Source organism: Flavobacterium alvei (assembly GCF_002920895.1).
In the GTDB taxonomy this organism is placed as follows: domain Bacteria; phylum Bacteroidota; class Bacteroidia; order Flavobacteriales; family Flavobacteriaceae; genus Flavobacterium; species Flavobacterium alvei.
Genome location: NZ_PQVG01000005.1, coordinates 73,464 through 88,200 on the forward strand (window position 1 = coordinate 73,464; position 14,737 = coordinate 88,200).

7 protein-coding genes are annotated in these 14,737 nt (G+C 38.5%); all 7 read right to left on the minus strand.

The annotated features are described in order from the left end of the window. The 7 genes from C3L50_RS09800 to C3L50_RS09830 all read right to left on the minus strand — a co-directional run bounded on the left by C3L50_RS09800 (position 1) and on the right by C3L50_RS09830 (position 14,725). Positions 1-2,733 carry an alpha-d-galacturonidase gene (locus C3L50_RS09800; RefSeq protein ID WP_103806005.1) on the minus strand — a complete coding sequence of 911 codons (2,733 nt, stop codon included), beginning with the start codon at positions 2,731-2,733 and terminating at the stop codon, positions 1-3. 154 nt (positions 2,734-2,887) lie between these two features. After that, on the minus strand, positions 2,888-4,816 hold the full coding sequence (locus C3L50_RS16485; RefSeq protein ID WP_243400362.1) for an exo-alpha-sialidase: 1,929 nt from the start codon (positions 4,814-4,816) through the stop codon (positions 2,888-2,890). Beyond that, positions 4,816-7,566, minus strand: coding sequence for a glycoside hydrolase family 78 protein (locus C3L50_RS09810; protein ID WP_103806006.1), 2,751 nt, complete (start codon positions 7,564-7,566; stop codon positions 4,816-4,818). The genes C3L50_RS16485 and C3L50_RS09810 overlap by 1 nt, the downstream gene beginning before the upstream one ends. A gap of 8 nt (positions 7,567-7,574) precedes the next feature. Continuing rightward, positions 7,575-8,936 carry a T9SS type A sorting domain-containing protein gene (locus C3L50_RS09815; RefSeq protein WP_165783998.1) on the minus strand — a complete coding sequence of 454 codons (1,362 nt, stop codon included), beginning with the start codon at positions 8,934-8,936 and terminating at the stop codon, positions 7,575-7,577. A gap of 104 nt (positions 8,937-9,040) precedes the next feature. Beyond that, complete coding sequence (locus C3L50_RS09820) at positions 9,041-10,609, minus strand: MGH1-like glycoside hydrolase domain-containing protein (protein WP_103806008.1); 1,569 nt, start codon at positions 10,607-10,609, stop codon at positions 9,041-9,043. Between the two features lie 26 nt (positions 10,610-10,635). Beyond that, entirely contained in the window at positions 10,636-13,101 is a 2,466-nt protein-coding gene (locus C3L50_RS09825; RefSeq protein WP_103806009.1) for a glycoside hydrolase family 95 protein, read from the minus strand. A gap of 196 nt (positions 13,102-13,297) precedes the next feature. Next, complete coding sequence (locus C3L50_RS09830) at positions 13,298-14,725, minus strand: alpha/beta hydrolase family protein (protein ID WP_103806010.1); 1,428 nt, start codon at positions 14,723-14,725, stop codon at positions 13,298-13,300. Between the last annotated feature and the right edge of the window lie 12 nt (positions 14,726-14,737).

A 14,737-nucleotide genomic window follows, 5' to 3' on the forward strand; every position in this document is an offset into this window, starting at 1 on the left:
TTAATAAAATAACCAATCGATAGCCCCTTTTTCGCCAGCATCAATATAACCGACATCGCGAGTTGTAATGGTTTGGTTCGCATCAATAAATCCTAAAATCAATACTTTCCCTTTGCCTAAATCCAGTTTATTTTCGCCGGGTTGAAAGGTGTACGTGTGAATATTTACCCTTGGTAATTCTTTCAAATTCATCGCGCTTGCCAAAATCACTTCGGCTTGACCGTAGGCATTTCCGGCCGCGTCTGTCTCCAAACTTGGTGGCAACAAGAATCTTTTTTGGTCGGAATTGAAATAACCCACAACCAATTTTACGGCTTTGGTATTTTTGAATTTCAGGTGAGTTCCATTTTCATTTTGAGCGGTTTCATCGAAAGTAATTCCTTTTAGATTTTGCAATTCAGGAGCTATTTTTACCAGTTCCGAGATTGGAGTTCCATAAACTTGAGTTCCGTTTTTTACAGCATAAGTTCCTTTACTCTCGCTCAATAAAGTGACTTCGGCGGTTTGCCAAGGTTTGCCTTCCTTGGTTGCAATTTTCCCATCTTTCGACAATTTCAATAAAGCCAAATTTCGTTTGAAATTGGCCATTTCTCTTTCGTAATGCGGTAACAATTCTGCCCAGGTCTTGTTGTTTCCATCGTCTCCGCCAATCGGGATTCTACGTTGTGCAGTTTGCATACTGTTGGCATACCAATAACTATCTTTGGTCAAATTGACCAATAATTGGTAATGCTCCAGACTTTTTTCAAGATGTGGCAAGGCTTGATCCAAATCGGAAATGTCGTTGGAATAGCTGTAACGCAAGACCAACATCGCGGCTTTTACTTTCTCCGAAAAGAAATCGGCGAAGGCTTTGTAAGCGTGCATATCGTTTTTAAGGCGCAAAAATTCTTCTTTGTCCTTGGTTACGCTTGCTTCGGCTTTGTCAATGGCTTCAACGGCTAATTTTCCGTGTTGGGTAATTTCGCTTATGATTTGAGGCGGTGTTTCTCCAGCGTGTGCTTTGTGATTCCATTCTTTTTTGGCATAATCCAAAAGCAATTCAGTAATTGGTCCACAAGATTCGTGGAATCCAGGATAGACACGCCATTTTGCCGGGTTTACCAATTGACTTTCGAACATTCCCAACAGTAATGTTTGGCGATTTCCTTCGGTAATTCCAAATTGTCTTAATGTTTTTGGGGCTATTTCTCCGGCTTCTTCATAAGCTTTCAAAATATTGTTTCCGGCTTCATCATCGGTTCCGTATTTTGCAGCCAAATCTTTGTCCCAGAATTTAACCTCTTCCTTTCGGTCTCTTTTACTGTCCCAAGCATATCTCGACCAGGCTTTGTACCAAATCCAATCGCGATCCATTTCTAACAATCGCTCACCCGTTTTCGTTTTATCAGCCGAATAGGGCCAATCCCAATACGATGCCTGCGGATACAAATGCAGCGCATTGGCACCGTGAATATTGTGCATTGCCTGAACGGTTTTTTGGATAAAATCTGGCGAACCATATCGGAAAGGCTCCAAGTTTGCCAAAATATGCACGTTTTCGATGTGAATGGATTTTAAAGCACTTAGTTGTCTGTGCGTTTCTCCCCAAGGGCCACCAGGTGCATAAGTTGTCAAAGATTCTCCCGTGTATTTGCTCTCCGTGTACAAGTTTTTATACAACGGAAGCGATTTTTCCATTACCAAAGGCGCATCGGTATCGTGGGAACGCAAAATAATTGGCGGTTCGTCTGTTCTTCCCAATGCTTTCAATCCGTCCTGCACTCCCGGAATAATGGTTTTTGTAAACCATTCCACGTCATCATCAACTGTGTTGATGGCTTCTCCCAAACAAACCAACAATCCCACATTGGGGTATTTTTCGATAAAAGCCGCGATTGATTTTCGAGTATAATCGGAAAGCAAAGGCGTAATTGGACGCGAACGATCTTGGGTTTTGATGTTGTAATGCTCCGCAAAAGGCTTGGAAACGATGATATTGTAAAACATTTGAATTACCCAAATTCCTCGTTTGTTGGCTTCTACGGTAAGGTATTTATAGATTTCTTCATTTTTCTTGAAATCCTCTTCGCTGACTTCCATTGCAAACGGATAGTCTTTTAATTTCACCAAGGAGGCAAAAGGATGTCCGTTCCACAAATACAAGGAATTCATTCTATTATCCACCATCATATCCAAGTACTTTGTCCACAATTTTTTGTCGTAAAACCAAGGAAAAGTTTCGGGAGTGTATGGATATTCGTAAACGTCTCTTCCGGGAAGATAAACCGGTTTTTGCATTCCGATACAGGCACCTCTCAACACCATTTCCGGACTGTCGTCGATATTGATTTCTGAGGGAATTTCGCCAGAGGTCTTGATGCGATCAACTAATTCCATTGTGCCATACAAAGCTCCCGTTGCATCGGTTCCTTCAATGTAAATGATGTTTTTCTGCGTACAAATTTGAAAACCTTCCTTTTTGGTTAATTGGCTGTCATCGATTTTAGCGTTTTTTGAATTTTGTTTCCAAAAGTCGGTTCCTTTTTCACCAATGACGATTACTTTGTCTTTTGATTTTTTAGGAACTTTATCCGTAAAAACTACCTTGAATCCTTTGGTAGTTGCTATTTCTGATAATTTTTCAGCTCCGAAGGTTGCTCTAGGTGCATTGGCATCACGAACAATGGTGATGTTTTGCGCTGATGAAACAGACACGTAAAAACATAAAAAAAGTAAACTTAAATATTTCATTTGTATTGTTATTTTTTGACCACAAATTGCACAAATTAGCACAAATTATAATCTTGATTTTTTCGCCACAGATTACACAGATTTCCACAGATTTCCACAGATTTCCACAGATTTAAAAAATGCTTTTAACCTTTAAATCTGTGGTTAAATATTTTTAATTCTTGAAAATGCTTTTTAAATATTCCACATTGGCACCATAATTCGCTTTCACATCGTGAACTTGATTTACATCTCTGGAACGTTCGATAATCAACCAGCCACCCCATTGCATTTTGTCTAAAGTTTTTTTGATTTCCGGCAAATTCACTGCTTTGTTGTTTTGCAACCAAACACCATCTGTAGTCGAAGCGTGAATTTGGGCAATATTGTCCCTTCCCAATGTTTTTAACTCTTTTGAAATATCTCTTCCGTTATCAACAGCATTGGCAAAATTGAATGAAATTTTGATGTTTCTATTGCCAATTTCTTCCAATAATTTTTTGTCTCCTGCAGCATCCAATGACGTTTCTACAGCAATAACACCTCCTATTTTGTTGACTTGTTCGCCAGCCCATCTTAATCTTTCGATAACCTTGGGACGCAATTCAGGATGTTTGGCTAAATCGCATTGTGTTCCTAATGGCAAATAAGCAATTTGAACATTCGTATTTTTCATCGTTTCGATACAATCGTTCACCATTTTCTCTACCGTTTCTCGCTCTGCGAAAGATTGGGCATAAAAACCAGACATTGCAATAGAACTAATTTCAACTCCAGTTTCTTTCGATTTGTCCAAAAACTTTTGCCTTTCAACAGGATCGCCTAATTTACTATCGAAAGTTTCTCTATTTCCCAACCCGCCCATATCCAATTCGATTCCGTCAGAATTAATGGTTTTGGCCAATTCGAAAGCACCTAATTTTTGTCTTTTTAGAATCATCCAATCACAAACTGCAACTTGGTATATTTTTTTTGTTGGCCCCGGCCAAACTCCATTCACTATAGGAAATGAAACTAATTTTGACGGATCGATTTTCACATATTTAATGCGTTGTCTTCTCCAAGTATAAACACAATGCAACATCCCGTCAGAGCCTTGAATTATGGCTGGATAAGAATACTGACCAATTCTTGAATCTTCCAAAACCAAGGAAGCATTCCAATTAATACCGTCTTTTGAAACGGCAATATTTAGTGGCGTTCTAACCCCTTTTGGGTCATCTCCATAAGGCAAAACGTGGTTGTAAATCAAAGCGTGTTCCCCGTTTTTCATTGTTACCGCATCGGTTCCTGAATTGTTGTTTGGCAGATTCAAAAGTTCTAAAGCCGACCAAGTTTTCCCATTATCATTCGAAAAAGTGCTAAACAAATGTCGGTTTCGTGTTCGTCCAATGGCTTGTATTTTGCCTTTTTTATGAAAAAGAATACTCGGTTGGATGGCACTAATAGCGTTAATTGTATCTTGTTTTTTACCGATAGTATCGCCCATAATCCAAGTTTTTCCAAAATCGGGAGTCGATTCCATACGCAAATGCCAACCTCCTTTTCCTTCGATGCTTGAAGGACTCAACAAAGTACCATTGGCCAACAAAACAGGCTTGTTTTTGATAGGACCCAAAAAGTCATTCGGCAATTTTTCGGGTTTCGACCAAGTTTCACCTCCATCAGAAGAGCGCAATAACATTCCCCACCAAGTTGATGGACTTGGACCAATTTTATAAAAAAGCAACAAATCTCCTTTTGGAATTTGGTACAAAACAGGATTCCAAGTAGGTAATCTTGGTCCTTCTTTCATAATTCCATTGGCAACTTCAATTCCTTCTGTCCATTTTCCGTTTTTGCGTTTGCTTACCCAAATCCCAACATCAGGATCTCTTTCGTTGGTACCACCAAACCAAGAAGCTATTAAATCGCCATTGGTCGTTTCGGCAATAGTTGCTGCGTGACAAGATGGATAAGGAGCGGTCTCAAATATAAATTCTTCGGACACAATTCCTTCTTTCCAAGTTTTGTCTTTTAAAGCTATTTTGTTTTCAACTGCCGATTTGCAACTTCCTAAAAGTAGTATGGTTAAAAGGACAACCGAGATTTGTAACGTTTTCATTATTTTATATTATTTGCATTAATTTCATAAGTCCCCGAAGGCAATTCAAGAACCACTTTGTTGTTTTCGATTTGATACGATTTGGATACTTTTACATTATTCACTTTCACGTCCGAAGCATTTGTTGTTGGCAAATAAACGAGTGCTGTGGTGTTTGCTGGAATGGTAATTTTCCAAACTAAATTACTTTTACCTTTCTTCCAATCGCTTTTTATCAAACCGTGAATGGACTCGTAGGAAGCATTTACAAAAGTCAATCCGGCATTGAAATCTGGTTTCATAATGATTTGTTCAAAGCCCGGTTTTTCTGGATTGCTCTTGATTCCCGCCATATTTTCGTAGTACCAAATCATCAAATCACCCAAAAGCATTACGTGATTTTGCGAATTCATCGTAGGATCGGCGGTATTTCCATTCCACAATTCCCAAATAGTGGTAGCCCCATTTTCGACCATATAACCCCAACTTGGATAGGTTTTGTTGGAAGCCAATTTAAAAGCCAAATCACCTCTACCAAAATTGGTCAAAGTACGCATCAAAAATTGCGTTCCAATAACTCCCGTGCTGATATGCCCTTGTTTGGTCACTTCAATTTCGTGAACCATATTTTGGAATACTTTCTCTTTTACATTTTCAGGAACCATCCCGAAAGCCAAAGGCAAGACGTTTGCGGTTACCGTATTATTGGCGTAGCTATTGGTCGAAGTATTCAAATATTTGGCATTGAATGCTTTTTTAATTCTTACCGCCAAATCATCATAATGCGCAATATCATTTTCCTCATTTGCAATAGTTGCAAACTTTTTCATTATCCCCAACAATTGATAATAAAAAGCACTTGACAAAACTTCACCATCTGTCATTCGAGCAGGATCTTTGGAACGAATCAATTCCAGCGATTCTGGCGGAACACACCAATCACCGTATTTGTCCTTGTCCATCAAATCATTTCGCAGGTAATTTTCTTCCATATACACCATCCATTTTTTCATAGTTGGATACTGCTTTTTAATTACTTCTTTGTCGGAAAATTGCGTGTACAACATATCGGCAACGGTAATATACGTTCCCGGCCAAGTCACATTATCGCCATAATAACGCCAAAAAGCCGGTGCTACATCGGGTAATCCTCCATCTTGTGTTTGGGAATATTTAATATCATCGAGCCATTTGGCATACAAGGTTTGGTTATCGAATAAAAAACTTTCGCCATAAGCACCCGTTGTTCTATCGCCTAACCAAGGCTGACGCTCGTTACGTTGCGGACAATCAATTGGCATTCCTTTGTAATTTCCGCTGATTCCCCACCACGCATTTTTAAAAATCTGGTTCATCGTGGCATCCGAAGATTCGAAAGTTCCGGTGGTTTTGATATCGTCATACACCACTTTTCCAACGAAATTGTCCAAGGTTGGCTTGGTCAGAAAACCTGAAATTTCTACAAATCGGAAACCGTGAAATATAAAACGGGGTTCCCAGATTTCTTCGCCTTCGCCTTTCAATGTATAAACATCAGTCGTTTTGGCATCACGCAAATTGGCAATGTATAACGAACCATCTTTTTGCAAAGACTCGGCAAATTTCATCGTTATTTGGTCGCCGCTTTTCCCTTTAACTTTCAATTGCAACCAGCCCACCATATTCTGGCCCATATCCAAAATGTAAGTTTCTTTGGCAGTTGCTTTAATCGAAATTGGTTTTACTTCGCCCATAATTTTCATATTCGGCGACATTTGGGCTTCAAAAAAACCGCCCGGTTCTTGCACATAACGAGCATTTACCCAAGATTTATCATCAAAATTGGTGGTGTTCCAACCTTTCATTTCCTTGCGGGCATCGTATTCTTCACCGTCGTATTCGTTGTTGGACAAAATCGGTCCATCGGTGGTTAGTTTCCAACTATCATCGGTTCGAATAACTTCATTGCTTCCATCGGTATATTCCACGAATAACTGCAAAGCCATTTTTGGCATTCCAAACGACTTAATTTTATACGGTTTATAATCCTGACGCATTGCAAAAAATCGTCCGTTTCCTAAAATCGTTCCCAACATATTTTTGCCTTCTTTCAATTGGGCAGTCACATCAAAAACATTGTATTTTACGTTTTTGGTATAATCTGTTGGAACAGGTGCCAAAACCTGGTCTCCAATTTTATTTCCGTTGATGTACAACTCATACAAGCCCATACCCATAATATAGACCTTGGCACTTTTAACTTGTTTTTTCAAATCAATTTCTTTTCGCAAATAACGGGCTGACAATCTCGAATACTGGGAAACGCTATCATCTTTCGACAATTTTTCATAGCCAATCCAGCGTGTCGATTTCCAGTCGGCATAAGTTAAAATTCCTATGCTAAAATGGGCAGTTGTAGCCGATTTTATTTCGCCTTTATTGGTAAAAACGGTTACTTTCCAAAACGCATTTTGTCGGTCTCCCAATTTTTTTCCATTGTAAATAATATTGACCGATTCGTTACTAGTTACTTTTCCACTATCCCATAAATCCGCTTTGTTGGCATTCAGGTTTTCCAATGTTGAAGCCACCATAATTTGATAGGCTGTTTGTTTTACATCGTTTCCTTCTGCATTAATTTGCCAACTTAATCTTGGTTGCAAAACATCAATTCCTTCTGGATTGTCCAGCATTTCGGTTTGCAAATTGCTTACACCATTTTTTTGGGCTTGCGCCAAAGAAAAACTTAGCGATGCAATGAGGATGAAGGTGTATAAAAATGTTTTTTTCATAAGTTTTATTATTTGACAATCAATTTTTTAACAATTTCAGTATCTTTCAATTGTATTTTTAAAAAATAAATTCCTTTATTTATTTTAGAGACATCATATGTATTGTCTTTTATTGAAAAAGAGACTAATTTTCCATCCGTCGAAAATAATTCTACCTTTTTTATTTCAAAATTTGTCTCAATAGTAAAAGTATTTTCAGTTGGATTTGGATAAACAACCAAATTGACTTCCTTTTCAAATTTTTTAGTATTCAAAGTAATATTTTGACTGTTTGAAGGATTTGACACATTATAAGATCTGTCGTCAGCAACCACATAATAAGAATAGTTATTCCCTGTTGTGGTCGTTGCATCTAAATAATTACTAACATTAACATTTGTTGCAATTACAGAATAAGCCCCTCCGTTTGTTGCTCTAAAAATTTTATACGAATTAAAATCGGAATCTAGATTATCATTCCAATCTAAACTAACTTGATTTGATAACGTTGTGACTACTAAATTTGCTGGACTAGCAGGCGGATTTGAGTCTAAAACGGTATAAAAATAATCATTGGCAATGGTAAAAGTTCCTGTATAAACCTCGTATCCTGCATTGATGTTTTTGATATACAAATTTGAATTACCTACTTTTTCTTGAGCCAAAGCACGTTCAGAATTGGTTAAATTTACATTTTGCAAATAGTCAACTGAAGTATCAATAAATTTCTTTAATGAATGATCTAAAAATGGTGCAACATTTGAATTGAACAAAGGTGTAAACTTTACGTGAACCTTATTATTGTCGGCATAATTGGAATGTCCAACAGGATAGTTGACAAATTTATATCGAACTACCCAGCTATAAATTATTCCGTTGTAATTGAAATCCAAAGTCTTCAAAGTTTTATCTGTATTTCTAGCATAATACCAATAAACTTGATTTGTAGCACTAGGAACATCTACAAAATCTTCTTGCTCGTATCTATTGAGTTCAATAACTAAATCATAATCTCTATCGTCGCCAATGGGTTCCAAATTTGGGGCAGTCGAATCGAATATTACATTGATACTCGCCCACCACTTATCGTCTGGATCAGTTGCATTGAGTTGCGAAACCTTCCACTTCATTCTTAAATCATAATTCAAATCTTTAATTTGAATTGGCAATCCGCAAGCAGCTTTAATTCCTTGACTATAATTACCTCCTCCTTTGAAAGCACCAATCGAACCGTTTGGATATCCTTTATAACCTGGTGCTCCACTTTGATTGATAAAATTTAGCGAAAAAGCTCCTCCATTAGCATTTACCTGACCAGCATCATAAGTCATTAAACACCCTTCATTCCATACCGGATTGATTAAAGATATGTTATGATTTGATTTTATCAAGGTGCTAAATTGATTGATATTAACAGTCTGTGCGTAACAAAACACACAACTGAAAATAAAAAATACTGATATAATTTTATAGCTAATCTTCATCTTTTTTAGTTTTATTCCCCCACTAATTTCTCCAATTTTTCTGAAACTGCAATTTGTTTTCCATTTTTAAAGATTCTGAAACCTTTTCCTTTATGGTATTTCTCTCCTGTTTTATCCCAAAGAATCGTGATGATATTGCCGTGATACAAAACATTATCCAGACAAAACCAATCCCATTTTTCCTGTGGAATCAACGGATTCACCTCAATCTTTTCATCTGCTCTCGGGCGTAAACCAACCAATCCCGTAATTATTAAATCGTTAAAAGTCGAGTGATTGTAATAACGGCTTCTTTCCTTGTCGCCCATCAGCCAATACCCTGTTGTTTCATCCAGATATTCTCCAATGTATGGCTTTCCTCGGTAATATTGTGATTGCACATACAAATCCATTTGCTTGAAATAATCGGTTTTGGCAACGAAAGTCTGATTGTAATTATTCAGAACATTGGCCAAAGCCGTCAATGTCTGTGAACTCGCAAAAGGCCAAATCGCTCCGTCCCATTCGCAGGTTCCGGTTCCGTGGGTTCTAAAACGCGGACTTCTGCGCTCGGCTGTTGTCAAACCAAAAGGTGCCGAAAACCCTTTATCATCCTTAATCTGTTCCCAGGCTTTTTCAAAACCTTTGCCTTTTTGTGGCAGATTAAAATACCACGGAATAAATCCAATTGCTTCTCTAACCTGTGCCAAAGTATCTTTTTCAGTGAACGTTTCAAAGAATTCACTTTTAGGATTCCATAATTTGGTTTCCACCAATTGTTGCAAAACTTCGGCTTTGGCTTTAAATTTAGCCTCCACTTCTTTGTCGCCTTTCATCGATGCCATTTTCGAAATCGCCACAGCATTTCCATACATATAACTGTTAATCGTCGGTCTTGCATTTTGTACTTTTCGCCCGCCACTCAACGATTCTTCCATTCCGTCTTTTACATCGTGTTGCCAAAACAAACCATCTTTGCGCTGGCGGTCTTTTTCCCAAACCGCATAATCCGTCACCATATCCGGGTACATATCCAACAAGAATTTTTCATCCTTATTCACCAAATACCGATTGTACAACGCATCAGCCGTCCAACTGCTGAATTTATACAACTTGTTCATCGGTTTTCCTTCATTGCCACGGTACCAAATTTTGACATCCTGCTCAATATACTGCGGATCGTGCACCCAACGAAATTCATTGATATGATGTCCCACCGCACAAGCAATCAAATTGTATTTATCGGCATACGAACGATCCACTAAAAACTCTGTAATTCCGAAACCAAGAGGCGTTTTCTTGATGTGTTTTCGAGCCGTCCACCAACGATAATAATAAATCTCCTCAAAATTCTGCTGTGGACATTCAAACAACGGAACATTCTTTTCCATCCACCTCCACGCACTGTCATTCGGAATCGCAAATTTCAGATTCTCGTCTTCCATCGTGTTGAAATAATCCACATAATGTTTGAAATTATTGGCTTTCAAAATAACGGCCGTTCCTTTTTTGGATGACGACGATGTTGACTTGCAATTAATGCTCAAAGCAGAAACGACAATTGCCAATGCTATAATCTTGTATTTGATGTATGGAAACATACTACTAAGTTAAGTTTTATTTTTCGTTAATTTACTGAAAAAGAATAGGTTTGCCCTGCTTTCATTTCCACATCGTATTCGTTGTATTTTGGTAATTTTACTGTTTTGATAACCGCTTTTTCCGAAATGATTGGTTTCTTGATAGTCACGTCATAAAACAATGGATTTGGGTTTTTGCCTTTTGCTTTTTTAAGTTGGATTCCTTTCTCGGCTGTCAAAGTATTCTCCAATCGCAATCGGCAGTTTCCTCCAATTTTTGAATAAATTTTTAAAGTTGAAACTTTATTGTTTTTCCAAGTCATATCAATTACAAAACCACCTCTTGTTACTAACCCTTTGATGCTTCCAGCTGCCCAAACGCTTGGCAAAGCTGGCAATAATTGAATCGCATCGTCATAACTTTGCATCAACATTTCGGCGATTCCGGCGGTGCAACCAAAGTTCCCGTCAATCTGAAACGGTTGGTGTGCATCGAGCATATTTGGATAGGTTCCACCACCCTTTTTTTGTTCGGCAGTAACCAAATGCATTTGGTCTTGCAACAATTTGTAAGCGTGATTTCCGTCCAACAATCTTGCCCAATAATTCACTTTCCAACCCATCGACCATCCCGTCGATTCATCGCCTCTTTGCTTCAAAGTGGTTTTGGCGGCTTCTATCAATTCCGGAGTTTTGAAAGGCGAAATTTGGTTGCTTGGAAACAATCCGTACAAATGCGAAATGTGTCGGTGAATATCTTCAGGGTTGTCCCAATCTTCTTGCCATTCCTGCAATTGGCTGTGTTTTCCGATTTTCATTGGAGCCATTTTGGCCAAAGCTGCATTTACTTTTTTGGCATAATCTGCATCAGGAGCAACCAATTTTGAGGCTTCGATAACGTGGGTAAACAAATCAAAAACCAATTGATTATCCATCGTGGTTCCCGAAGCAATGGTTGATTTTCCTTTGCTGCCAGCGTGTACATTTTCAGGAGAAACGGATGGAACCACCACCAAATAACCTGTGTTTGGATCCATAATCATAAAATCCAGAAAGAAATCGGCAGCGCCTTTCATAATTGGATAAATTTCTTTTAGGTAATTTTTATCTCCAGTGTACAAATATCTTTCCCATAAATCCTGGCTAATCCAAGCGCCACCCGTAGGCCACATTCCCGAAGCAGCAGAATCGACTGGGGCAGTTGTACGCCAAATATCGGTGTTGTGGTGCAAGACCCAACCATTGGCATTGTACATCATCTTGGCAGTTGCTGCTCCCGTAACGCTCAATTCTTTTGCCATTTGGATAAAAGGCTCGTGCATTTCCGAAAGATTGGTCACCTCAGCCGGCCAATAATTCATCTCGGCATTGATGTTTGTCGTGTATTTACTGTCCCAAGGAGGCGTTATCATATCATTCCAAATTCCTTGCAGATTGGCTGGTTGACCTCCAGGCTGTGAACACGAAATCAGCAAATAACGTCCAAATTGGAAGTACAAACTCGCCAGTTGCGGATCAAATTGTTTGGAGAAATCCCGAATTCTTTCGTTCGTTGGTTTTGAAACCAAATCATTTTTTCCTAAATCGAATGAAACCCTGTTGAAGAATTTTTGGTAATAAGCTACGTGCGCTTTTTTTATGGTTTCGAAATCCTTTGTAATGGCTTGTTCCAAATACAATTTGCTTTTCGCTACTTCGTCTTCGGTAATATCTTGATAATTTTTAAAATTAGTGGCTATCGAAATGTAAAGCGTTACCTCATCGGCTTTGTTGATGCTAAGAATTCCGTTGCTTGCCGAAACTTCGCCTCCTTTATTTTTGGCTTCAATTCTTCCCTGAAATTCCACTTTCCCTTTTACGCCTTCGAAATTAGTCCCAATTCCCGAAAGAATAATTTGATTGCCTTCAGTCGAAGGAACCGTTTTGTCAATCGGACTGTTCATAAAAACATTGCAGGTAATTTGCCCTGGCTGACTCGCAGAAAGTTTTACCACAATCACCTGATCTGAAAACGAGCTCAATATTTCTCTGGTAAATTCTACTCCATTTACGGTGTATTTTACTTTTGCCGTAGCATTGCCAATATTCAAATCACGGTAATAATTGGTATATTTTTGATGTCCCGGAAACGAAATATAGGCACTCCCAAAAGTTTGGTACGGCATTCCGTCATTGGTTTGCGACATAATATCCTGTGTTGCCAAAGCCTGTGCTTCGTCAAATTTACCTTCGAAAACCAGCTGTCGTACTTTTGGCAAAGCTTCGATTGACTTTGTGTGAGCATTCGTGTTTGGCGAACCCGCCCAAATCGTTTCCTCGTTTAATTGCAAACGTTCCACGGATGGATCTCCAAAAACCATAACACCCAAACGGCCATTTCCCAAAGGCAAAGCTTCGTTCCAAATGGCAGCCGGTTTGTCATACCAAAGTTTTAACTCAGTTGTGGTTTGCGCAGTTGTGGCGAATGAAACAAGTCCGAAACAGATTGCCGTAATTTTACTTTTTAACTTCATATTTTATTTTTTTTTGGTAAAGACCCGAGTTATTTTTTTAACCACAAATTGCACAAATTAGCACAAATTCATTTTTTACCTCAATAATCTACTAAATCTGCGAGAGTATTTTTTTTTCACGCAGATTTTTAAGATTTTTTAATCTGTGAGAATCATTTTAATCTGTGGCAGAAAAAAATAATTCGTGAATTCGTGGCTATTTTTTAACCTCGTAAACTTTCAGATTTTTTTCTCCAAACATTTCATATAATTTATTGATATCTTTCAATGCATTTTTCGGCAGATTTTCAACTTTATTGCCAAAAACGTATAACTTATCGTAAGGTTCAATCACACAAGTTGATTCGTCAATTTCGCCTTTATCATTTTGCACTTTCTTCAAATCCAAACCTAAATATTTCGCCATAAACGGATACAACGCCATACGTTTTGAAACCCCGAAATCGTGTCCTTCATTCGCAAAATGGGCATTTTCGACCAAATCCTTTTTGCCGTACATTTCATAAGTGCGTTGGATAAAAGGGAATTCCAATTCGGGAACCGCCAGTGTCCAGTCTTTTCCGTCAGAAACTATTAGTTGTGGTTTTGGTGCCATCATTGCCGAGATTTCAGCATTATTGGTTCCGTTTCCGCAAAGGTGAATTCCGCGACCACTCTCGCACGGACATCCTCCCGAAAAATGCGAAGACACCATAACAACAGGAGCAGAAACCTTAATCCTGTCGTCCAAAGCTGCCAAAAACATCGTGTGCGAACCGCCACCAGAACCTCCGGTAACGCCAACTCTTGTAACATCGGCATTTTTGATGGTGGCCAGATAATCCAACAATCGGATTCCGCTCAACACCTGAACGGTTGATGCGATGCTGTTTCTATGTGTTTCTTCCGGGAATTGCAATAAGGATTCTCCCCAGGCAAATAAATCGTAACTCACTACGATTGCTCCCATTTTGGCCATTATGGCACAACGGTATTGCTCATCTTTTCTATATCTTCCGTCGCCAAAATGTCCGTCTGGCGTCAAGATAATTGGGGCTTTTTTATTTAAAGGATACGGTTTATAAATCGAACCCGTTGCATAAACTCCGGGAAGAATTTCCAATCCAATATTTTCAACGCTGTAATCTTTATAAATTCTTTTCGGAGTTAAAATTGGTTTTGATTTGGGCATTAGCGGAGCTTTGTCCAAACCAAAAGACGTGATCATACAGGCTTTGATTTCCTTTTTTCTGGCTTCCCATTCTGTTGTATTGGAATACAAAGTGGTTAAATAATTTAAACGTTCTTTGCCTTTATCGACCGAAACTTTATGGTTTTCATATTTTCTGATGATGTAGGTTCCGTCGGGCTGTTTAAAATACATCAATTCGAACGGCGCCAGAATATTGGTCAATGAAACAGCGAGATTTCCGGGTTCGATTCTCCAATCGGCATAATCGAGTTCTTTTCCTTTCAGTAAACCACGGTCGTCATTTATGGCAACATTAAAAATGGTTCCTATTTTTTGAATCGTTTCCGAAACGGGTTTTCTGAAATTCGTATCCGATGTGCATTGTGCGTTTGCAAGTGTCAATGTGAAGATTGAGACTAGTAAAGTAAATGTTATGTTTTTTAAATTTTTCATTTTAGTTTTATT